The organism is Clostridium sp. AF32-7AC (assembly GCF_003477925.1).
GTDB classification, from domain to species: Bacteria; Bacillota; Clostridia; order Lachnospirales; family Lachnospiraceae; genus Otoolea; species Otoolea fessa.
Window position 1 is genome coordinate 201,553 of sequence record NZ_QUEG01000005.1, and the last position, 23,015, is coordinate 224,567.

A 23,015-nucleotide genomic window follows, 5' to 3' on the forward strand; every position below is an offset into this window, starting at 1 on the left:
CAGAATTTTAAGTTCAAAAGAATATTTAGCCGTAAAAATACCGACCTCCAATCGTTAGATTTTTAGGTCTAACATTTGGAAGTCGGTACATAGATGGAATCTTTTCTTTTATTTCTGTCTCGCCTTAAACGCCCGGTCAATCTCCCGCTTCGCATCCTTTTTCGCCAGATCATCTCTCTTATCATACAGCTTCTTACCGCGTGCCAGACCAATCTCCACTTTTACGAGACTTCCCTTAAAATACACCTGCAGCGGCACCAGCGTATATCCTTTTTCTTTGATCTTTGACATCAGGCGGCGGATCTCCAGTTTGTGGAGAAGAAGTTTCCGCACACGCAGCGGATCTTTGTTAAAGATATTTCCCTTCTCATATGGGCTGATATGCATGCCGAATACATACACCTGACCGTCGCTCTCGATCTTGATAAATGCTTCCTTGATGCTGCATTTACCCATGCGGATCGATTTAACCTCGGTACCGAATAGCTCGATCCCAGCTTCGAATTTATCATCGATAAAATAATCATGGTAGGCTTTCTTATTGTTCGCCACCATCTTGATTCCTGCTCCCATTTTAATTCCTCTTTCCCTCTCTACTTTTTACATCTTATTTTACAATCTTCTACTTCCAGTACACCGCCGGCATAAAATCAATCGTCCTCGCATACCGGTCGCACGCAGTCACGCGGACGCGGATAGTCTGACCGAGCTTGTACGTCTTTCTCGTCATCTCTCCGACCAGCTCATAGTGTGCTTCGTCAAATACGAAATAGTCGCCGCGCAGTTCATTGACATGAACTAATCCTTCCACCGTGTTCGGTAGCTCGACATAGAAGCCCCAGTTGGTGACACCGGAAATGACTCCCTCGAATTCTTCTCCGATGTAATGTTCCATGTACTGGACTTTCTTCATCTTATCAGTCTCGCGTTCGGCTTCGTCAGCGCGGCGCTCCAGTGCCGAGGTCTGGACTGCCACTTCCGGCAGGATTTTTTCAAAATGGGCGGTTTTTCGCGCATCCATATTGCCGTGCAGGCACTCTTTGATGATCCGATGGATCTGCAGATCCGGGTAACGGCGGATCGGGGAGGTGAAATGGGTATAGTATTTCGCCGCCAATCCAAAATGACCGGAGTTCAAGGTCGAATATTTCGCCTGTTTCATGGAGCGCAGCGTCAGACGGCTGAGCAATGCCTCCTCCGGCGTGCCCTCGATCTTTTCAAGCAGCTTTTGCAGCTCTTTCGGGTGGACTTCGCCGCCCGGCATCCGCAATGTATATCCAAAGTTGTTGATGAACGTGCCGAGTTTCGCCATCTTCTCCTCATCCGGTTTCTCATGGATTCGGTAGAGGAACGGCATTTCCTGCCAATAATAGTCCTCGGCTACCGTCTCATTTGCCATCAGCATGAAATCCTCGATAAGCTTCGTCGCCGCGTTGCGCTCATACGGCTTGATCTCGATCGGGCGTCCTTTGGCGTCGAGTAAAATCTTGCTCTCTGGAAAGTCGAAGTCAATCGCACCGCGCTCCTGGCGCCTCTTGCGGAGAAGCTGCGAAAGTTCTTTCATTTGCAGGAATAAATCCACAAATTCCTTATATTTCTCCTTTGTCTCTGCATCATCATCCGTGATGATCGCATTGACCGCCGTATACGTCATCCGGCGATCGACGCGGATCAATGTCTCTGCAATCTCATGTCCGATCACGACGCCTTTGTCATTGATCTCCATGATACAGCTCAGCGCCAGGCGATCCTCGCCCTGATTCAGGGAACAGATACCGTTTGAGAGTTTATGCGGCAGCATCGGAATGACGCGGTCGGTCAGATACACGCTCGTTCCGCGCTTTAATGCCTCGCGGTCAAGCGGGCTGCCCTCGCGGACATAATGGGTCACATCCGCGATGTGTACACCGAGCCGGTAACCCTGCTCCGTCTTTTCCAGCGTGATCGCATCGTCGAGATCCTTCGCTTCCTCACCATCGATCGTGACTGTCGGCAGATCGCGCAGATCCTTGCGTCCCGCCTTGTCCTCCTCGCGGACGGCATCCGGGATCTCTTCAAGCTGCGCCATGACCTCCGGCGGAAATTCTTCCGGCAGACCGTATGCTTTTACGATCGATAAAATATCGACTCCCGGATCGTTCATATGTCCGAGAATGCTGGTAATCACGCCCTCCGGCTTCTTATCCGGGCTGTTTCCGTAATCCTTGATCTTCACGATGACCTTATGACCGGTCACTGCGCCCGCGTCACACCCCTGCGGGATGAAAATGTCGCGTGAAATCCGTGGATTGTCCGGAATCACAAAACCGAAACCGCCGTTTTTCTCATACAGACCGACCAGCTCCTGATTGGCGTGCTCCAGGATCCGCACGATACTTCCCTCGGCTCTGCGTCCGCCGTCGCTCTCCTGCTCAATCACAACCAGCACCTTATCGCCATGCATCGCGCCCTTTGTTTTTTCACGCGGAACGAACACATCCTGCTCACGTCCCTCGATTGTCACAAAACCGAAGCCCTTCGGGTGTCCCGAATAAATACCTGCCTCTGAAAATGTCTCCGGGCGTCCCAGCTTGCCCTTGCGGGACATGCTGATTTTTCCCTCTTCCAGCAGATGATCGATAACCCGCTGCAGCTCCCGGCGCTGTTCCTTCGGAATATTTAAAAGAAGTGCCAGCTCCTTCAGCTTCATCGGCACGTATGCCGGTTCATTCATGACATCCTGAATCATCTTGCAGCGGCGGGTAAACTCCTCCTCGGAAGCGCCAGCATCCTCACGCTCCTTCTTGCCGCGCTTTTCGCGCTTCTTATCCATCTCACGCTCAAGCTTTCGATCACGGTCTTTCTTTCCCGCTTTATCCTTTTTCTGGCGCACCGACTCCTCTTTCGGACCTTTCGCACGCTCCGGTTTTTTCTTCTTTTTTCCGTACCTCTCTTCCCACTCGCCGATCAGCCCATCCCCGTCAATCTGGCGCTGTACGCTGCTCTCCCGGCTTTCTCCGGACATTTTCTCTCCCCGCGCTTCTTCTTTCCGCATCGCAAACCGCTGTTCTGCATTTTTCCGGATCGTCTCCAGCATCTCGTCCGAGAGCTTCATCTCCGTCTGCTGACGTTTTTCAAACGCCTCTCTTTCTCTCCTGCGATTTTCCGGCATTTTCTGTCCTTCCTCTTTCTGTGAAGCTGCCGCACTCTGCATCTGCGCCTGGCGCTTCTGCTGTTTTGCGTATTTCTGAGCCTCGCTTCTCTTTATTTTTCCCATGATTTTATCAAATATGTTCAAATTTATCTCACTTCTCTTTCTCAATATGAAAAAAAGGCTGCCACGCGACAGCCTCTTAAAGGTTCCTTACAGGAATTTCAAATTCAAAACTAATGCAAGGATCAGCCACAGAATTGCAGCATATTTGGTCAGCTTCTCCAGCTTTCCTTCCATAGAACGGCTTTTATTTCTGCCCCAGTAGCTGTCAGCCATACCGCCGATGGAACCGGACAGACCTGCCGATTTGCCCTCCTGCAGTAGGATTACCGCCGACAGGAATACACAGATAATAATAAATATGATCGTAAGGATCGTCTTGATCATCTTCGCACCTCCTGAATAAACATAGTAATCATAGCATATTTTCGGCGGAAGGACAACTGTTTTTTTCCCGACTTCAACCCGGGAATTTGCCGTATTTAAATGCGAAGCCACGGCAAATTCCGTTACCGGGCTTGATTTTATCTCCCGTCGTGCGATACAATAGAATTCTATCACATTTACAATCAGCGAAATCCTTTTTTTCATGGGAACAGCTATTTTTTATCATAAAACAAGTCAGGAGGGTTCTATTTTGAAAAAATTCACTTCGGCGTTTGGGCGTCTGTTTCTCTCTGCCGTCCTTATTTTCCTGGTGTTCTACACCATGATGCCAGCCATCAATCTGCACGATCAGGATTTCATCGTATTCCTGATTATCTGCATTCTGATTGTACTGGCAGTCAACTTTATGGAAAGCATTCTCATATTCCTGAAAACAGTGCAGCAAAACCGCGGCGTCGAGATCGTGCGCGATCCTGTGACCGGACGGATGGTTCTGCGGCGCAAGTACGCCGACGCCTCCGGCAGTCCGTTTGCCGGTTTTAAGGCGATGGGACGCCCGTGCAAATATGGCACGATCGCGATCGCTGTCCTGATCTTCTTTTCCCTGATCGCCTCGGCGGCGGGCGTCCAGCTTTTTAATGCGTCCCGCTACCGCGATCTGATCACCGTTACCGAGGGCGATTTTGCCTCAGATGTCGCAGAGCTTGGCATGTCGCAGATCCCGGTCGTTGATAAGGACACCGCCTCCCGGCTCGGAAGCAAAAAGCTCGGTGAGATGACCGACCTGGTCTCCCAGTTTGAGATTCAGGAAAATTACACACAGATCAACTACAAGGGGACACCGTACCGCGTGACGCCTTTGCGCTATGCCGACCCGATCAAGTGGCTGTACAACCAGAAGAAGGGACTTCCGGCATACATTGCTGTCAATATGGTCGATCAGAATACCGATCTCGTCTGGCTGTCCTCCGGCATGAAGTATTCCACCAGTGAATATTTCTTCCGCAATATCAACCGCTACATCCGTTTCTGCTACCCGACACGGATGTTTGAGACGGTCTCCTTCGAGATCGACGACGATGGAAACCCATACTGGGTGGCGCCGACCATCGCCTACCGGATCGGCTGGTGGAACGGCAAGGACATCGACGGCGCGATCCTCGTCAATGCTGAGACCGGCGAATCTAAGTGGTACGCCAAAGCGGATGTCCCGCAGTGGATCGACCAGCTCTATGATTCGAACCTCATCATGGAACAGCTCGACGACAACGGCAGATTCCAGAATGGTTATTTAAACTCCATCTTCGGTCAGCGCGGCGTGCGCCGGACGACCTACGGCTACAACTATCTCGCCATCGACGACGATGTGTGGCTGTACACCGGCATGAGCTCTGTAACCTCAGATGAGTCGAACATTGGCTTCGTCCTCGTCAACCTGCGGACGAAAGAAACGAAATTTTACACTGTTCCGGGCGCCACCGAGCTCGCCGCAATGGATTCCGCGCGCGGACAGGTGCAGCACTTAAATTACAGTGCGACCTTCCCGCTTCTCTTAAATATTTCCGGGCGACCGGCATATTTCATTTCCCTGAAAGATGCTGCAGGGCTTGTGAAAATGTATGCGTTCGTCGATGTCGCGCAGTACCAGATCGTCGGCACCGGACAGACGATCGATGAGGCGAAGCGCAATTACCGTGAGACGCTGGGACAGGAGGAAATCGAAGATCCGACTGCCAAGGAACCAGCGGCAAGCGAAACTGTCTCCGGCACGGTCGAGGCGATCGAGAATGTCGTCGTTTCCGGTAACACCTACTACTATTTCACGCTGACCGATGACCGCACCGACAGCGTCTACACCGCTGCGATCACCGTTTCCGAGCGGCTTCCGTTCGTGCAGGCGGGCGACTCCGTTTCCTTTGAGTGCGTCGAGAATGGTTCTACAAAAGAAGTTATAACCTGGAGGTAAGATAACATTGAAAAGTGAAGATATGATTTTAAAGGCAGCCATCGTGCACATCCTCGATTCTTCGGTGGGAATCCCGGTTCTCTCCGACCAGAACATGGAGGTCGGACCCGATTTTTCCGACTTCCTGAAAGCGCATATCGAGAAAATCACGGAAAGTGACGATGTCAAGCACTGTACATTTGCTGAAGGATCCGAGGTCAAAGAGCTGCTGCAAAACTGCACCCCGGACAATTTCGTCGAGACGAGCAAACAGCTCGCCGAGCGCCTCTACGACATCATGAATGCGAATATTGACATTCCAGCCGCCGATGTGGCGATGACCGTGTTCGGCTGCAAGGGCAAGGATTATCTGGCATTCTTAAAGATGAACTACAAGACCTCCTACACGCATCAGACCAGGGAAACGGACGGCGGCAACAGCAACGAGATCATTTTACAGCGCGCACTGCTTCCGGGACAGGGACAGCGCCTCTCCGAGGCGTTTGTCCTCGATCTCTCCGACGGCTCCCTGATTCTGGCTGAGAAAAAATATGAGGTCAACGGCGAAAAATGCTTCTATTTCTCCGAGCTCTTCCTCGAATGCCGCGCCCCGCTCTCCCAGAAATCCAAGCTCGACATCGTCACCCGCGCCGTCGATCAGGTTGCCAAAAAATATTACGGCGACGAGGATGCACAGAAAAAGATGGAAATCAAAGACATTATCTGTAATGAATTAGAGGAACAGGGCGAAATCAAGGTGTCCGAACTGCGCGAAAAAGTGTTTCCCGGCAGCCCGGAGATGCTCGAGGAGCTGGATGAAAAGCTCGACCGCTACAACCTCTCCTACGAGACGGTCGCGCCGAAAAATGAGCAGACGATCAAGAAATTCCAGAAACAGAAGCTGTACACTGACACCGGCATCGAGATCACGATCCCGATGGAAGAATACAGAAATCCCGACCATGTGGAGTTTATCACCAACATGGACGGGACAATCTCGGTGTTGATTAAAAATATAGGGGTGTTGAGCAGTAAATAGCGTCTCACACAAAATTTATTTGTCCGCTGAGTGAAATGATAGCGATACATAATGTTCAAGTCGAACGTCCATCAGTCATGCCGCTGGTCAAACCGTGTATACACCTCACAGAACCGCGCCGCAAACGACGGCTCGCGTCCACCCGCATACAGATGAGAAACATCCCCAAAACGGCTCATGCGGAAGGATGCAACGCCGGAGCGGCGCTCTTCTGTATAGAGCACCGTCACCGACGACGGTGCCGCACAGGTTCCGTGCCAGAGCTGCATCGGAGAGATATTTAAAAGATGGGAAAGCAGGACGCACTCGACGCCAAAATGACAGAATAACACAATCGTGTCCTCATTCGGTGCCACGGCCTGGTAAAACAATCCATTTCTCACATATCCGTGCCGTCTGAGCAGCCGGTCAAGCTCTCCAGTCACCCAGTCGTACTCTTCTTTTACATGGGCGTTCTGAAAGACTTCTGTTTCATGCCAGTGATCCTTATCAAAATACTTCGGCTCCGCCATCCACGCATCCGGCAGCCAGTCCCAGACACAGTGCCCGGAATCCTTTCCCGGATGTACCGCCTGCGGGGCAAATTCACGCAGCCAGCTGCAGGTTTCTGCCGTGCGGCAGGCTTTTTTTAAGGTCAGGGACGCCGTGTCCTTCGCACGCCCCAGCGGCGATACATAATAAGCCGCCACCGGAATCGGCGCCAGACGGTCTGCCAGAAGCTTTGCTTCCTCCCAGCCAGCCGGTGTCAGGGAATCAATCGAGTAATCAGGATCCGCATGGCGGACAATCAGAAGGCGCATAGGAATACTCCTTTCGTAAAGAAATGTTACAAAACCAAAAAGCGCGGTGCTCATGACCAAAGGATGTATCTGGGCGCGGGCAAAATTAGAGCATCTTCCGATACTCCTGCTTCCACCCATTCAGAAGCTCTCCCGCACTCTCCATCCGCCGGACCGGATTGCGGTCAAACATCGTCTCGACCATGCGGACATTCCCGCACTTCTCCGCGGTCCGGTTCGCCTCGTCGAGTTCCCGTTTCCAGATCTCCTTCTGTTCCGGCGTCATCGCAGCCGCGTGGCGCTCCTTAAGTTCCAGCTTCGGGTCAATCAAAGCAAGCTGGTACAGGTGCTTCAGCATCTCCGGGCTCTTGTCGAAATTGTACGCCATTTCATAAGCGGTAAACGCTTTCTCAAACCAGAAAATCCCGGCATATGCCGCCCCGATATTGTTCCAGATCTTCGCGGTAAATTCGTCCGTCAGTGATTTGACCCGCCAGTCCTCCAGAATCCGGTTGTAGTAATAGATCGCCGTCCCAAACTGCCGCAGGCGGAAATAGTAATCCGCCGTCTCCTTCCGGAACTCCGCCGCATTCATTTTGCGAAATGCCGCCAATTTCTGGCGGTACGCTGCAATCTCCTTCGCCGTATAATAACAGCACTCCTGCAAAATCACAATCGGCAGCTCGTCCTGATTCTCGCCGCTCCTCTGCCATGCCTCCAGTTTGCCAGCCAGAAACGAAAGCCCCAGCTCCGAACGGATAAACTCAATCAGGCGGTCGTCCACAAAACCATCCAGCACCAGAAGCGGATTCTGATAAATGATATAACACAGCTCCTGCGACGATGCGATATGGACGCCCAGCCGTTCTATGTAAAAAGGATGTCGAACCGGCTCCTGCCGGCAAAGTATCAGACTCATAATGAAACCTCTTGTTTAATCATCCGGTTTGTCGCCGGAAATAATTCTCCAAATCCCAAATCACGTATCATGACGATCATCCTGTCTTCCCCGGTAAATCCAAATGCCATCTCGATCCGGGTCGTCCGGTCCGGGCGTTTCGGGAATCCCTCAAGCGGAATCTTCACCGTCTTCTTTTTGCGCGGTTCCAGCGGCTGGAGTGAAAATTCCACCTCCGGCGTGCCCGACACAATAAATTCCGCCGTCATTTTCGTCTCATACCAGCTGTCCCCGGCGGATGCCAGCACCAGCTGTCCCTCTTTTTCACGCTCCTGAATCTTTAGGGAAACCGTTGTTTTCAGCCGCCCCTCACAGATACAGGTAAAATGGTACGCACTATGTGCCTCACAGAGATCTTCCGAGCGGATCAGCGCCCCTCGGGTAAATACATCCATCTCCGCAAATACACGGCGCCGTTTGCAGATCTGCTGCATAAAATCTGACGCCCAGTCCGTCTGTGCAAATCCCCTTCCTGTCAGGATGATCGCTGAAAACAGGCGCTTCTGCAGCAGCCGTTCCGCACAGGAGGAAAGAATCCGGTCTGCCATCTGGATGCCCGCGTCGCTGTCCAGCACATTTAAGTGAAACGACTCCTCCAGTTCCTCCTGATCCGCGACCACCTGCATCTGGCGCAGCCCGCGCTGCACTCTCAATTCATAATAATGAAGACCATTCTCCGAAAGTTCAAACATTCCCACCTGGTTGCTCCAGACTTCCCGTTTCTGGCTCATCACGTAATATACAAAGCTCTCCGCGTGACTGATCACATGCACCCGGCTCCGGTCGATTTCCAGAAAATCGGCACAATACATCAGGCAGTCCAGCAGCTTTACCTCAAGCTTTGGCACCGTGATCACCAGGTTTTCTATCTCTTCTTTTCCGGACGCCTGTCTGGGAATCGCAAGCACCTGTTTCAGGAACATTTTCAGCAGATATAAGCCCTCGTAGCGGACACCGTCGATCGTGGCGGTGCCGTCCTTCATCGCCAGGGAAAGCAGCTTATCTTCCACTACCATGCCCTCTAACGCGCCCCCGGCACTCTCCTCTGCCACCCGCCAGACATCCGAATCCGGTTCTTTTCCGATCCGGGTCGGAAAAGACCAGAGCGTATCCTGACCCTGACAGGATATATGTGTGCATGAATCGCACAGATCCATGCCAATTATAAGTCCATTCATCTATCGTTTGTCCGTCTGTCCCTTTCCTCAGACGATCGGGAAAAGTGCGCTTACCGCCGCATCTCTCTTCTGGTACTCCCGCATCTTTTCCCGAAGCGCCGTCTCGTTATTTACTTTTAAAGAAAGACTCATCTCATTGAGCGCCGCAAACCGGCTTTCCCGGCTGCGCCCCGGAATCTCCCGGCAGGAAATCTCTCCCTTTTCTTTCGTCTTCCGGACGCCGTCCTCTTCCTCTTCGATCTGATATTCCAGCGTCTCGCCCTCAAAAATCACCTTTTCACGGATGTAAATATCCCGGTAAACGAGACGCATTTCCTCATAGTGGAACTCTTCCTCCTGCGGCAGAATCCGCAGCCGCAGATACGGGCGCACCGCCCGGTTTCCGTGATACTCGATGATTTCTTTATCTAAAATATTGCCCGGGATATGGATAAACCGCGCCAGATCCTTAAAATAGGCAAAAATCATGCCCGCATCTAAAAGCACATCCACCACCGACTGGCACAGGCGCCGCTGTTCCTCCGAAAGCTCCGGCAGCGTCGCATAATACTTTGTCAGCGCCAGCAGATAAATATCCGGGATCCGCTCCCGATCAGAGCTTCCCTGCACAGCACCCTCCAAAAATGCGAACACCTTGTCGTCCGTCGGACGGTTTTCCAGAAAATATTCCACGCTCTTGACCGTGAAATACGCGCGCACGATATTTTCCCCTGTTTTCTTGCGTGACGCATAAAGCTCGAACACCCGGTCTAACTTTGCTGTATTGCCGGTAAAGAGCATCTGCGCCACCAGCCGTTCCTCCAGATCATACGTCTCCACCCGGAGCCGCAGTCCCTGCATCAGGACGCGGTACATCTGGTCCACCGTACCGTTGAAATGTTCGCAGAGATAATCGAGAATCACACTGTCCGGCTTCTCATGTTCAAAGACATACCAGGTCAGATAAAGCAGGTGGTCATCCCGGTCAAAGAGATTTTGAAGCAGCATTCTCCCGCAAAGCCGCAGCAGCAGATTGACCGGCAGACCCTCCAGACCATACCGGCACACCATCTCATACGCCTCGCTGAAATGCCCGCACCGGATCAGCGTCCCGCAGACGCCGTTTCTCTCATCCCGCGTCAGCTGGTCCTTGTCAAGACTCAGAAGGTATGAAACACTTCCATCCTTTTTCTCATCCTCAATCCCATCCGCCATCCTCTTATAATACCGCACGATCGCTGACAGCACCTTTGCCCTAAACAGCGGGTGCAGCTCCATCTTCTGATCCGCGTGCTCCAAAAGGATCGCATCGTCCCCGGTCAGCACCTCCTTGCGGCAGGCTTTTGCACACGCATTCATAAAGAGGAACGGATGCATCGGATTCATTTCAAAACAGGTCTGTAAAAGTTCCTCCATATCCGTAAATACCGGCTGGATGGCGCAATTTACCCGCGCATACCGCGTCTCATTTTCATCCTGGAATAGAACCAGATCGCGCTCCGAAAACAGCGGCACATACGCCGTGCCCTCGTTCAGCACATACGCGTCCTCCGTCATCTGCTCCTCATGGCGCACCACCACGTATTTCATCGCCGGTTCCCGGCATTCTACCCGGCAGGATTTCAAAATCCCCGGCAGGACACGCGCCATCTGCGTATCGATCAGTTCCGGATAGATCAATTTCCGGTACAGGACCGCCAGGGCACCGTCTATCCGTTCCTTGAAAAGCTGATCCACCGCAAACTCTTCCATCGCCCGCTCGTACATCCGGTAAATATCCGAATCCGGCGTTCCATAGGTAAGAAGGTTCGCATAAAGCTTCGCCTGTGACCCCGCATCCAAATTTGCCGAATACGAAAAGTATAAAAATACCTCACGCGACATCAGGCGGTCATAATTCTCCGGCATCGCATATAAATAATATTCATACAGGCGCGTCAGACTCAAATCTGCCTCCAGCGCCCGGCTATACCATTCAAAACAGGCTGTCTCCCGGCAGTCTCCCCGGATCAGCATTGCACAGAGCGCCTCCAGAATCTCCGTCTCCGGATACAGCCCGTAAAGTTCCGTCAAAAGGCGTCTGTAAAACTCCCGGTACGAACGGGACGCACGCATCACCCGGACCGCCGCCAGTGCCAGCTCGCGGCTGATAATTTTCCGGCGTGCCCCATAGTACAGGGCATGAAGCTCAAAATTGCCCGCATTGTCTAAAAGGATCGGATCACTCTCCAGAAGTTTCAGTCCCGCCGCATAGAGGAATGGGCTGTGACAGCCATCCTTAAACTCCTGCTCCATGCTGATCAGCACCGTGACCGGATTTTTCTGCAGTTCCTCATCCAGACGCAGAAGCATCAGATAATAAAACAGGCTGCTGCCCGTCTCCTCCGACGCATACTGCTGCAGCAGGCGGATCAAAGTGTCCTTCTGCTCGGCATTGCCGGTCAGCGTCACGTACAGATAGCGGTACAGGCAGTTAAGCTTCCGGTCGCCCGATATTTTAAGCGCCGCTGAATCCTGCAGCTCCTTTAAAATCGTCTGCGCTTTCTCGCGCCGATCAGTCAAAAGGTATAATTCCGCCTGCAAAAGCCGCAGTCCCGCGTCATAGTGCGTCATTTTCATCAGATCCAGCTCCCGCTGCATCTGGTGAACCGCCTCCGTGCCGCCGATCCCATTTTCATACGCCAGACGGGCAGTCAGATAATTTCCAAGCTCTTTCTGGAATGACATATGTGCCCGGTCGCATCCGCCCGCATCGGCAGCCGATGCCTCGATCGGGATCCGCACTGTTTCTCTGGCAGTGTGAATCAGGACGGCACCGAAATTTTTTCCGGCATGCAGCCGTTCCGCCAGAATCCGTACCGGAAGACGGAGCAGACCATCTTCAAAATCCGCCTGCGTCGCACTCTTCTTCGGCAGATGGAGGAACTCGCCGTCTGCTGTCACCTCCAGGTACACACTGCCCCAGTTATCCATCCGGATCTCGATCGTGTCCTCGGCATTCTCAGCCAGCTCGGCATATACGCGCGCCCTGCCCGGAATCGTCAGACCGACCGGCTTTTTCACGCCCAGTCCAACTAGAAATTCTTCCATCAAATTTGCCCGGCTGCCGTGTCCCTTCAGGCCGTCATAGAGTGCCCGCACATGCAGATCCTGCATAAACGGCACTTCCACAAAATCCGGGTACTCCAAAAGCCGGAGCGCCGTCTCCATATCATTTTCCGCGACCTGCAGAAAATCTTCCGCCGTTTTCAGATCACCTAAAGTCTTCCCGGCGTCTGCCACCTCGACGTGAAACTCATACGGAATCTCCTCTTCCCCGCAGTTTGTCACCAGATAAAAAGAACCCGTGATCGTGTCACCTGCCGTCAGGAACGAAGTGTCCACTTCATATACGATCCGGCACCGGAGTCCGCCAAACGAATTGTTATCCCCTGGAATCCGCACCCGCAGGTTCGAGGAATACACAAATCCCTTCACACTTAATCCATTTTCGCTCCCGATCCATAAATTTCTCTGCATCAGGGTATTCATCCGCAGCGTCTCGTCTATCTTTTCAGGCGACCAGGTCATCTTCGGCTGTTCCGAATCGATGATTCCCTTCGCCAGCCGGTTAATTCTCTCTTTCATTCCTATCACCTGCCGTTTCATTATCCTGTCCCGGTAACTGCTTTGTCTTCCCACAGTTCCGTCGGTTCGAAATCTCGTACCTTATATCATACCATATTTTGTCTGCATTTACATCAGGGAATTGGAGAATTTCGCTGATTGCCCATCCGGCATTTTTTTCAAGTCGAACGTCCGTGAGACTTGGCGCGTGATTCTGGTCAGCGAAGCTGACATATTCGTTGCTGTTCACTTATACTGTTCTCAGCAACGGGATTTTGCCGATGCTTCGCATTCCAAATCGGCAAAATCTGCTGCCAGAGCTGTATCGTACGGAATTTTCAGTTCAGAAAATTCCTATATGCAAGTAAAACACTTATTCTGTGCAGAATCACTGCGCATCCTCGCGGAGCGTTTATCTCAGTCGGAGACCCAACTCCCACTGAGACAAATTTGCTATTACTCACCACCTGAAGAGGTGGGAGTCTTCTCGACTGAGATAAAAACAAGCTCTATCCTGCCTGCCGGGCAAAAATTTGATGATTCCGCCCGGTATGTGGAATAGCGCCTGTTTCCAGTTTTCGATCGTTTTCTAATTTTTCTTAATTTCCTAATCCCAGTCGCCCACATACAGGCGTGTGCCAGTCTGCCAAGCTGTTGGTTCATAGATCGTCCAAATTGGATATGGATATGCTTTTCCTTGCAGAGAATCATCTATTGCGATCGTCTGATCAACGCCATTTGTGCCTGTTTTGGAGGACAGGTCAGCGGCACTCGTCCTAGTAATACTGGAATAGCTGTCCTTTACAGAGCTGCTGTCCACATAAGGTGCGCCGATGATTGCGTCGCTTAGCTTTGGCAGATACCAGCATTCTTCCGGGACCGAAAGAATGCCAGCTTCCAACTGGGCTCCTGGCCCCCACCACCAGGTATTGTTCAACTGACCAATATAGTATCCAAGGAACCTTGAGGTTCCAGCCGCTTTCACACTTCCTGTTGTATAGCAGTTCGAAAGAACCAGTTTTGCAGAATCATATTTTCCAAACAAACCGCCTGCGATGACATCATATGTTTTTCCACACACATCCGCTGCACTGAAACTCCGTATTACCGAAATCGGACCATCCATCCATCCCACCAGACCTCCGGCACACCAGCCGCCTGACACATTTCTTCTATCTGACAGCATCTTTGCACCACTTTCCGTATAACCGTAAGGGCGGTTCCGTCCGCCGACATAACTGTTTTCAATGCTGAATTCTTTCCCGGCAGTTCCGCCATTCTGGTTGTTTTTCAGATATCCATACAAACCTCCAGCGGTTCCAATTGTATCCACATACCCAGAGAAGAAACTGTTTTGCAGCTTCATCTGACCAGAGCTCTCGGCAAAGCCGACCAGACCTCCGCTAGCATCGGTTCCCTGTATCCGTGCATTTTTTCCTGAAACATATACGTGATTCATCACTAAATCACTTACTTTTGCTTCCCCGATCAAGCCTCCGGTTTTTCCTCCGCTTATTTGCAGCGTCGGTGCATCTACAACTACATGTTCGAGTGTCAGACTGCCATTATTCGTGCTTCCAACCACCGCGCCTGTTGCCATAGTTCCAGAAATCCTGGACTTTTCTCCATATATATGGATATTTTTAATCGTTAGATAGCTGTCCGCCGAAGTACCTGCCTGTGCCACTAGCCCTGCTGTATTCTGCCCCCAACAGGAAATGTCCGGATCCTTCAGATTCAAGTTTGATATCGTCAGATGATCCGTCTTCTGAAACAAAGCTGCACCATTCCAGGCAACAGGAGTTATCTTTAACCCTGCAATCGTATAGCATTCACCCAGTTTTGCTTTTTCTTTCTCATCCACTTCCGCATTATAAGAGATAATATCCGGGTTGTTAATCGGCCAGAAACTTCCACCTTCATACTTGGAATTTCCCGGACTGTAGATCGTCATCTCTCCGTATGCAACTTCCACCTCTTTGCAATACGCTTCCGTCTGTGAGGTAATCGAATCATCCTCCTGCCAGAGAATATTATCAGTCTGGATAACCCGTGTAATCTTTAACCCCCCATAGCCTTCTCCACAGAAATTCAGATTCTGCAGATGACGCCCATTGGCAACCTTAACCGTATAGGTATCTGTTCCATCATCATTGGGTTCAATTACATCGGCAAAACAACTGTTGAACTTGTATGAGAGCCTTGTATTTTCTGTCGGTGGATAGCCATCCTCGCTCAATTTTACGATAACATTTTCTCCATTTATGTAACCGCCCGGCTGATAACCTCCCCAGGTACCCAGACTACAGAAATTTCCACCCTCGCGTGATAAATCATCCAGATAGAAACGCAATTTCAACTTTTTCTCTTCCGTTATGCCTATTTCAAAACGATTTACCCTATTTTCTGCGGCAAAACTCGTCCAACTGCCATTTGCCTCATTTTTTGCACAGCTGGCAGCTTTCTCTTCCGTATCTACAAAGCAAAATTTTGATCCCATTCTCAGAGTATTTTCCTGCAAATCACCCGTATTGACTTGGAGAACATACCACATCGTTTTACCGCTCAATTCGCCGGTAATCGAAAATATCAGATGTATTCTCTGATTTTCTTCAAGGGGAGACGGAGAGACATAATCGATATACAGCCTGTTTCCAGTATGCAGCGCCTCTTCGTTCTCTTCCTTGTCCCAGTCCCCGACATGGTTATTCAGAAACCAGGAAAATCCCTTTGATGCGTTCTGCGCAGCAAGTTTTTCCGCTACCTTCTGGATCGTCGGCATGGGATAAATCGGTATCTCTGCTTTCTTTAATTCTGGATCATACGGATATGTATTCTTGCTGTCTGCACCCGTTCCCTCAGCACCAAACAGTTCTGAAAGTTCTTCTGCGTATGCGAGCACATACTTCTCATTCACCTTACTGCACACATAACAGCCCGGATAAACTGATTTTTTGTTTGTTCCCGTACCGCTCGTCTCCGACGGCAGCATTCCATCCGTTCTACTTGCATAATCATAGAACGCAACAAACGCAGGTGCTTTCAGCGCCGGATTCTCTGTTTCATCCGCTGCCGTTCCACTTCCATCCTCCGTTTCATCCGATTTTTCCTCAGCCGTCGGCGAATACACCGACGCCGACACATATGTATTCGCTATCTGACTGTCTGCCGGAAGCTGTGCGGCGAGACCTCCTGCGAATCCGCCGGTATATGCCGCTACATTATAACGTCCGGTAAGATTCTCAAAGGCTGCATTGGCATTTGCCCCATTCCACGGTTTCTGGGATGTGTCAAACTTCTTGTTTGCTGTATGACCGCCGACATAACAGCTCTGAATCTGCACCGTGGGACCGCTTGCGGCGGCTGCAGTTGATGCTTTCTCAACAGTTCCGACCAGACCGCCGGCGTACATGCCTTCCACATAGAGTGCCGCTGCGCTGTCGGTCAGAGAAATTTCCCCCTTTGCCGTGCCGATCAGGCTGCCCGCCGTTCCCTTTAAAGCGCGGATCCGGTATTTGCTTTCTTCCTCCTGCTTCAGATCTGCCGCTTTTTCTGTGCTGCTTCCCAGCTTATCACGGAAATGGTTCTCCGCCAGCGCATCCTGGACGGTCAGAGTGACGCCCTCAAATGTGCCCACCAACGCACCGGCAGAAGCGCCGGTCTGCTCTGCCTGTACCTGCGGATATTCAATCTGCACATTTTTAATTTTCACCGTTGCCAGATTCGTAGTTCCCCGGGAATCCGTTCCCGGCGTCACCGCACCAATCAAAGCGCCTGCACTCGCCTTCGTCCGGACCACCGGCTGGCAGATCAGCAGGTTTTTAACACTCATATCCTGTGTTACCGTTCCAAACAGTCCCCCCGCCCCATCTACTGCTGTGATTGAACTTCCCGCCGTTTTTCCTACCTGCAGACCATCGATCCGGTATGTATTTCCCTGATAGTCCAGTGGATACGGCAGGCTAAGCGGAAGATAGCTTCCCGCCTCCGTGGTATATGCCTGTGCCGTCGGGTTCGTCCGATCTGCATTCGTTTGATCCGTCACCCGGTAGGCAATCGAGATGGTTTCCGCATTCTGATTCAAAAAATTCGAGCCAAATGCCGTATGCAGCTTCGCCACATGTCCGCAGTAACCGCTCTCGTCCGCAATGTTTTCTCCCGCTTTCCAGGTCAGATCACTATTCTGCATCGCCGTAACCGTTTTGGATGTAGTCACCGCCCCAGTGTACAGCTGAGCCGGATCCCAACCTGAAACCCGCTCATCCAGATTTTCCAGATGGCGGAAGCTGCCAATCTCCGCGCTTCGGTCCGTACTGATCGACGCAAAGAGGCTGCTGCCGGATTCTATATTGCTCGTCTTAACCTGCGAAAGCGCTTCATTGTTGAAAACCTGCGCGTACACAAAGATATTTTCGCCCGGAATAAAGGAGGCAAAACCTCTTTCATCCTGCTGAAATGTCATATCCGTCTGTGCCGGCTGGTTGAAATCCATAAATTTGAATCCTGTACTTGTGCCCGTGCCGGCCGGCGCCGCTATGTCATCCAGAATGACCTGATACGTTCCATCCGAATTGCCCGAAGTTCCGGACACCTTCGCCACACGCGCCGAAGGGCTGGTTCCCTGGGGATTGATCTCGATGTATCCGGTTGTACCGCTCTTTTCTCCCTTTACAAACAGACTCAGTGAATGTTCATTTTTATTCGGATCCTCGATTTTTGCATATAAAATATCATCATTCACCAGTTTCACTGTCGGCGCCTCGAATTCCTCCATCGGCAGTTCCGGGACTTCCAGATTTCCTGATGCGTAATATCCGATCGGCAGTTTCTGATCCTTATAATTGGAGTTAGCTCCCGTAAACCGCTCCCGTTTTCCGGCATCAGACGCCGCCGCCAGAAGTGCCTCGCTTCCGATATCCGTCTGCACAAACTGATAACGATCCGAATACCACACCTCGCGGACCAGTCCTGCCTCCGGATCATAGAAAATAAGATAGCTCCCGTCTCCACGGACGGTCTCATCAATCGATCCAAACGGAAGAAGGCGCTGCCGGATCTCCTCGGTCACATTCGCGGACACCAGCGCTGTCTCACCGCCAGACTCTTCTTGTTCCGATTCAGGCTGCCCTGCCTGTTTTTCCGGCACATAGAGAACCGCGTAGATATTTCCCTCTTTCTCCTCCGCCAGCACTGTATTTTCTACCGAAATTCCCAGCTTTGCCTGCTTTTGATCGTCCGAAAATTCCCCCTGTGCCTCCATATGGAGCAGACGCGGAATCGTCCCATTGGAGACTTCCAGTGTCAGATGATTCTGCGCCGCCAGAAAGATCTCCTTCGCTGTCTGATCCATCTCCAGACGGCGGAGCTTTCTCTGGTAACGAATCACCGCAACAAAAGAAAGACTGGCAAGAATACCGACAATCGCAATCACCGTCAAAAATTCCGCCAGTGTAAACGCCGCCCTTCTCTTCTGTTTGTTCTGTCTCTTCTGCTCCATCTGTCCTCGTTCCTCTTTTTATTGTAACTGTTCAGTACCTTCACAGTCACGCGCAGACCTGCTGAACAGTTAGTTTTTATTTTATTTCTGATCCAGGTTGACTGCACGCACGGTCAGGTTAATCGGCTTTACCACCGCTTTCCGGGAAGTTCCCATCGTATCTTTTTTCCGGTAGATCGCCAGATTTTGAACCGTAAAGCATGCTGTCTCCTCCGAATAGGTATAGCCGTCAAATGCCGTATAGTATTCATCCGAAATCGCCGCCTGCGTCAGCAAGGATATCTTATTATACGCATCATCGTAAGTATAATCCCCATACCATTTTTCAATGCCCGTGCCAGACCAGTCTGTCGCACTGAAGTGCAGCCACAGGTGGCTGTTTCCACTCCGCAAAAGAGGTGTTACCAATTCTCCTGTTGCGGAAGTCCCGGCAGAATTTTTCACTTCCAGCGCATTGGCAAATTCATCGGTCATCAGCTGCGCCGTGAGCGACAGCGCCTGCTCTGCATCTGCCTGTTCCTGCGTCCTCTGGTAAACATTTTTTACCATCATCACGCCGCCTCCAAGCACCGTGCCGATCATACCGAGAATCACAATCGCCGCCAGAAGCTCCGTCAGCGTCATACCGTTCTGTGACCGGAGTTTTTTCTGACATACTGAAAAGAGCTTCCGGTGACCCTTGGATGCCGTCTGTTTCTGCTGCCTGCAATGCCTATTTCTGCATCTGCGGCATTCACATCTCTCCTGTCCCATCTCTGTCTCCTCTATCGGTATCTGTAAAGCAGCTCTTGTAAGTTTACCTCTTCCTCTTCTGCATCCGAATCAGCCTGGCTCACATACAGCACGATGGGATACTGTCCCGTCCGGTAATTCGTCTGTGTGCCTGTCTGGTAGGCATTTGACGCCAGGCTTTTCTTCATGCCGCCGGTTCCAGATGCCTCCAGCTCCAGAACATATCTGCCCGACGCCTGTTTCGCTGTCCGGTTGTTCTCCAGCTGATTGCGGCTGTCATAATAGCTCTCCATCTGCTCTTCGCCCTGCCGCAGCATCCTGCCGGACACCAGAAATGCACTCAGAAACATCGTCATTCCCAGTGCAATCACAAGAACCGATATCAGTACCTCTGTCAGTGTCTCGCCCGTATTGGCACGCAGCTTTCTTCCAGCTGCCCATTTCATTCTACTTATCATTCTGCAGCAGCTCCTTCTCTATTGTTCCGTTCTGCCAGCGGATCGTCGTGATGATGGTCGTCGTCGTGATCGTGTAGGAATCATCGTCATCCGAATCTCCGTCATCGCCCTTTACTTTGACCTCTACTGTGACCATCTCACTCTCGGAGCTATGTGCTGCTTCCAGCTCCAGCCGTTTCTCGCACCGCTCTTCCTTCTTGTCATCCGCCGTTACTGTATCTGAGATAACCGCCTTGATTTTATAATGATCCGTCATCCACAGGCGTACACTGGTCTTTAACGGACCAATCGTGTTCCCGCTCGTTCCGGCTTTCTTCACTGACAGGGTAAAATCTTTGTACGCCATTTCTTCCTCCGATGCATTCTCCCCGTCTGCCAGCTTCCGATACTCATTATTTCTATAAATATCCACGATCAGTGAATCGAGAACCGCGCTATTCCCACTCTCTGCGCTTGACAAACCCGAATCCGTTCCATAGAACTTTTGCCACGTCGCCTCATTATCCGTGTTTTTCCGGCTGCCGACGTAGTAGCAGTAAAAATCATCCTTATCGTCTTCCTCGTCATCCCGGCTGTCATGCACGATCACTTCCTTGATCTTGACTATATTCTCCGTCTTCTGCAGCTCATCCCGCAGAAATGCCGCCGCCGAGTCCACCGCATACCTCTTCTGGTCCTCCCTCGGGAGGTGGCGGTTCTTTCCAGCCGACGCGGAAGCGGACGCCAGAATGATCGACGCGCCCACCCCGCAAAACACAAAAAACAGGAGCGCCGCCATCAAGCTGGCGCCATCCTGATTTTTCATACGCCTGAAAACCTGCCTCCAGATTTCCGGGCGTTTTTCACTGTTCTCTGCTTTTTTCATGCTTTATTCTCCCAGCGCCGCCTCTGCCGCTGTCTCAAGGTCCGAACGCTGCAGGTTCGACACATCCGCATTTGCCAGTCCCGACGGTGCCTGCGTCTCCTCCGGTTCCAGCTCCAGACCTTCCTCCGATTCCGCATCGTAGCGGGTCTCAAAATAGGTCAGCTGGAACGCCACCGCCACTGAGTGGATGCGGATATCCTCTAACTCTTCATTTTCCAGATCTTTATCATCCTGAATGCTCAGATCCTCGATCAGACAGCGGTACGGTCCTTCGACCACCTCATGAAGCATCGAAACAGCGTGATCAAACGAATCCGCCGTAAAAGAAATATTCATCGCGCGGCGGATCTCCATTCCGTCCACCTGCGGCTCTGAATACTGGAAAGTAAAATCATACGCATTCGCAAAAATACGGTTCAGCTCCTCCGTCTCCGTCTTGAAATGATTGTAGGCCGGAACCATCGGCGCATTCGATGTCTTGTTTTCCTCGATCTCTTCCTCCATCTGCCGGATCTGCATCGCTTTCATCTGCTCCAGCTGAATCTGGGCATCCAGCTCCGCCGTGTCCGCCGCCTCAATCCGCCTCTGCACCGGCAGGTAAAATCCGGCATAGTAGCCGCCCGCGATCAGGGCAAAGACTACAACCAGCAGCACTATTTTCTGTGTTTTTGTTAATACATATTTCCCTAACGAATTCATTTTTCTTTGCCCTCTTCTGGTTCGTTAAAAAATACAGCCATTGACACTCCCACCTGCTTCAAGGATGCCAGAGCTCTCTCTTCGCCATCTTTCTTCACTGTTTCCTCCAGCGAAGCGGTCACATAGCGCGCATTCGGATCCGCCTGTGCATCACGGACCAGCTGCGAAAAGAGTGTACCATTGGGAATGGTTCCTTCCAATGACATCTGATCCGAGGTGATCGAAACACTCGAAACTGCCGTCAGCGGGAAAATCTGTGATTTCAGGGAATCCAGCATCATCCGGCGGTCCGGAAGCTTACTCTCTTCCTCATTCAGATACCCATTTCCATAATGCGCGTACTCTGCCAGGACCTCACCGTACACCTCGTTGGATTTCTCCAATGTACGAAGCTCCTTCTCTGTCGCCGCATAAACCGCCTCTGCCCGGTCTGCCTCCTGCAGGGGAAGCATTACGCCAAATCTCGAAAATCCGTAGACAAAAACCATAAAAACGGCAAACGCGCCCAGCTCCGCCGCTATTTTCCCTTTTTTAGTCTGCTTCTGATACAGATTGATGCGCCGTTTTTTCGGATACTTCGGACCGCCAATCTGCATATTCGCGATTGATTTTAAATCAGCCACCGCTCTTCCTCCTTATGCAAGTAATACACCGTATGCCTGTGGGCTGTCGATCCACTCGTCTTCCTCATCCAAAGAGACCTCCGGCAGAAGCTCCGCCACACTCCGCACCGGCAGATCCAGCGTTTCTTTCAGCGCATCAATCAATTCCCCGTATCGTGCGCCTCCGCCGCAATAATAGAGGCTGTCGATCGTATTATTCACATTGTTGAAGCTATAAAAGTTCAAAACTCGCATGACCTGGACGGCGCGGGTCCGGTACTGCTCCTCCAGCACAGCCGCCATCTTTTCTTTGTCGGTCTCCTCGCGGTTTTCTTCCTCCACCTCAATTCCCAGTTCCTGCATCTTGTTCTTATCTCCCAAACGGATCTGCTCGATCTCCTCACAGCCCGGCTCCATGGTACGGGTAATATCATAGATCCCATGGCGAAAGAAATGGATCCGCAATGCTTGGGTTCCCAGATCGAGAATCGCATAGTCTTTCACAGTTTCCGATTTTTCTGCCCCCTCTGCGTTCTCTTTTTCTTCCTTTTTATGAGGTTCTGCATTCAGCTTTGTCTCCAAAGCCTTCTTCTCATCCGCCATTCTCTCTTCTGCATATTCCAGAATCCATTCCAGTCCCAGCACGGCCGGAACCAGACCGACCAATTTCAAGTGTGCCATCTTGGCCAGTTTTTCAAATTGCTGCGACAGCTCTTTCGTACACGCCGCACCAATCAAATCCATTTTTTCCTGATCCGCATAGATCATCGCATAATCAAAGACGTACTTATCCATCTCGTTTCCGATATAATCATGGAACTCATATGGAAGATTCAGCCGGAGCTGTTCCTCCGTCATCAGCGGCAGCTCAAAGCGCCGCACATACGCATCCTCCTGCCGGATGACAAACACGACGTTCCGGCAGCGGATCGCATACTCCTTCAACAAATCCTTTATTAAATCCGCATATTGACGCATATCGTTCCGGTCGATCCCCTCGACCCGCTCGCTGATAAATTCGCGAAGCTCGCCATTTTCCGCATATGCAATCTTGATACGGTAATGTCCAATCTCAATTCCTAAACAATTCTTCATCTC

16 protein-coding genes are annotated in these 23,015 nt (G+C 51.4%); 2 read left to right on the top strand and 14 right to left on the bottom strand.

The features are described 5' to 3' along the window. Positions 1-108: 108 nt before the first annotated feature. The 3 genes from smpB to secG form a co-directional block, all read right to left on the bottom strand. Entirely contained in the window at positions 109-573 is a 465-nt protein-coding gene (gene smpB / locus DWZ45_RS09405) for an SsrA-binding protein SmpB (protein WP_022358767.1), read from the bottom strand. Positions 574-622: 49 nt separating this feature from the next. Further along, positions 623-2,728, bottom strand: coding sequence for a ribonuclease R (gene rnr / locus DWZ45_RS09410; protein WP_118468835.1), 2,106 nt, complete (start codon positions 2,726-2,728; stop codon positions 623-625). A gap of 615 nt (positions 2,729-3,343) precedes the next feature. Next, a complete protein-coding gene (gene secG, locus DWZ45_RS09415; RefSeq protein WP_107000428.1) occupies positions 3,344-3,580 on the bottom strand; it encodes a preprotein translocase subunit SecG in 237 nt (78 codons plus the stop codon). A 250-nt stretch (positions 3,581-3,830) separates the two neighbouring features. Between secG and DWZ45_RS09420 the strand changes: the two genes are divergently transcribed. Beyond that, entirely contained in the window at positions 3,831-5,546 is a 1,716-nt protein-coding gene (locus DWZ45_RS09420) for a hypothetical protein (RefSeq protein ID WP_022358765.1), read from the top strand. Positions 5,547-5,553: 7 nt separating this feature from the next. Then, a complete protein-coding gene (locus DWZ45_RS09425; RefSeq protein WP_118468754.1) occupies positions 5,554-6,564 on the top strand; it encodes a nucleoid-associated protein in 1,011 nt (336 codons plus the stop codon). A gap of 71 nt (positions 6,565-6,635) precedes the next feature. Here the strand turns inward: DWZ45_RS09425 and DWZ45_RS09430 are convergent, their stop codons facing one another. From DWZ45_RS09430 to DWZ45_RS09485, 11 genes are all read right to left on the bottom strand, one after another. Continuing rightward, positions 6,636-7,364, bottom strand: a complete 729-nt coding sequence (locus DWZ45_RS09430; protein WP_117795673.1) for a histidine phosphatase family protein — start codon at positions 7,362-7,364, stop codon at positions 6,636-6,638. 85 nt (positions 7,365-7,449) lie between these two features. Next, positions 7,450-8,262 carry a hypothetical protein gene (locus DWZ45_RS09435; RefSeq protein WP_118468756.1) on the bottom strand — a complete coding sequence of 271 codons (813 nt, stop codon included), beginning with the start codon at positions 8,260-8,262 and terminating at the stop codon, positions 7,450-7,452. After that, positions 8,259-9,479 carry a DUF5716 family protein gene (locus tag DWZ45_RS09440; RefSeq protein ID WP_118468758.1) on the bottom strand — a complete coding sequence of 407 codons (1,221 nt, stop codon included), beginning with the start codon at positions 9,477-9,479 and terminating at the stop codon, positions 8,259-8,261. Before DWZ45_RS09440 ends, DWZ45_RS09435 begins: the two co-directional genes overlap by 4 nt. A gap of 27 nt (positions 9,480-9,506) precedes the next feature. Beyond that, positions 9,507-13,085, bottom strand: a complete 3,579-nt coding sequence (locus DWZ45_RS09445) for a DUF5717 family protein (protein ID WP_118468760.1) — start codon at positions 13,083-13,085, stop codon at positions 9,507-9,509. A 586-nt stretch (positions 13,086-13,671) separates the two neighbouring features. Then, positions 13,672-18,561, bottom strand: a complete 4,890-nt coding sequence (locus tag DWZ45_RS09455) for a type II secretion system protein (RefSeq protein ID WP_118468762.1) — start codon at positions 18,559-18,561, stop codon at positions 13,672-13,674. Between the two features lie 81 nt (positions 18,562-18,642). Next, complete coding sequence (locus DWZ45_RS09460; RefSeq protein ID WP_117795685.1) at positions 18,643-19,314, bottom strand: type II secretion system protein; 672 nt, start codon at positions 19,312-19,314, stop codon at positions 18,643-18,645. A gap of 11 nt (positions 19,315-19,325) precedes the next feature. Beyond that, entirely contained in the window at positions 19,326-19,751 is a 426-nt protein-coding gene (locus DWZ45_RS09465) for a hypothetical protein (RefSeq protein WP_147353106.1), read from the bottom strand. Beyond that, complete coding sequence (locus tag DWZ45_RS09470; RefSeq protein WP_118468766.1) at positions 19,741-20,616, bottom strand: hypothetical protein; 876 nt, start codon at positions 20,614-20,616, stop codon at positions 19,741-19,743. The genes DWZ45_RS09465 and DWZ45_RS09470 overlap by 11 nt, the downstream gene beginning before the upstream one ends. A 3-nt stretch (positions 20,617-20,619) precedes the next feature. Beyond that, positions 20,620-21,315: a hypothetical protein gene (locus tag DWZ45_RS09475; RefSeq protein WP_107000044.1), complete on the bottom strand. Its 696-nt coding sequence runs from the start codon at positions 21,313-21,315 to the stop codon at positions 20,620-20,622. Then, positions 21,312-21,938, bottom strand: a complete 627-nt coding sequence (locus tag DWZ45_RS09480; RefSeq protein WP_107000045.1) for a hypothetical protein — start codon at positions 21,936-21,938, stop codon at positions 21,312-21,314. Before DWZ45_RS09480 ends, DWZ45_RS09475 begins: the two co-directional genes overlap by 4 nt. Positions 21,939-21,950: 12 nt before the next feature. Beyond that, a complete protein-coding gene (locus DWZ45_RS09485) occupies positions 21,951-23,012 on the bottom strand; it encodes a pilus assembly protein PilM (RefSeq protein ID WP_182426654.1) in 1,062 nt (353 codons plus the stop codon). Between the last annotated feature and the right edge of the window lie 3 nt (positions 23,013-23,015).

Coding starts and splice junctions, on each gene's coding strand:
- smpB (WP_022358767.1), bottom strand. CDS start 573: ATGGGAGCAGGAATCAAGATGGTGGCGAACAATAAGAAAGCCTACCAT.
- DWZ45_RS09460 (WP_117795685.1), bottom strand. CDS start 19,314: ATGGGACAGGAGAGATGTGAATGCCGCAGATGCAGAAATAGGCATTGC.
- DWZ45_RS09475 (WP_107000044.1), bottom strand. CDS start 21,315: ATGAATTCGTTAGGGAAATATGTATTAACAAAAACACAGAAAATAGTG.
- DWZ45_RS09435 (WP_118468756.1), bottom strand. CDS start 8,262: ATGAGTCTGATACTTTGCCGGCAGGAGCCGGTTCGACATCCTTTTTAC.
- DWZ45_RS09470 (WP_118468766.1), bottom strand. CDS start 20,616: ATGAAAAAAGCAGAGAACAGTGAAAAACGCCCGGAAATCTGGAGGCAG.
- DWZ45_RS09455 (WP_118468762.1), bottom strand. CDS start 18,561: ATGGAGCAGAAGAGACAGAACAAACAGAAGAGAAGGGCGGCGTTTACA.
- DWZ45_RS09430 (WP_117795673.1), bottom strand. CDS start 7,364: ATGCGCCTTCTGATTGTCCGCCATGCGGATCCTGATTACTCGATTGAT.
- secG (WP_107000428.1), bottom strand. CDS start 3,580: ATGATCAAGACGATCCTTACGATCATATTTATTATTATCTGTGTATTC.
- DWZ45_RS09440 (WP_118468758.1), bottom strand. CDS start 9,479: ATGAATGGACTTATAATTGGCATGGATCTGTGCGATTCATGCACACAT.
- DWZ45_RS09485 (WP_182426654.1), bottom strand. CDS start 23,012: ATGAAGAATTGTTTAGGAATTGAGATTGGACATTACCGTATCAAGATT.
- rnr (WP_118468835.1), bottom strand. CDS start 2,728: ATGATTCAGGATGTCATGAATGAACCGGCATACGTGCCGATGAAGCTG.
- DWZ45_RS09445 (WP_118468760.1), bottom strand. CDS start 13,085: ATGAAAGAGAGAATTAACCGGCTGGCGAAGGGAATCATCGATTCGGAA.
- DWZ45_RS09465 (WP_147353106.1), bottom strand. CDS start 19,751: ATGATAAGTAGAATGAAATGGGCAGCTGGAAGAAAGCTGCGTGCCAAT.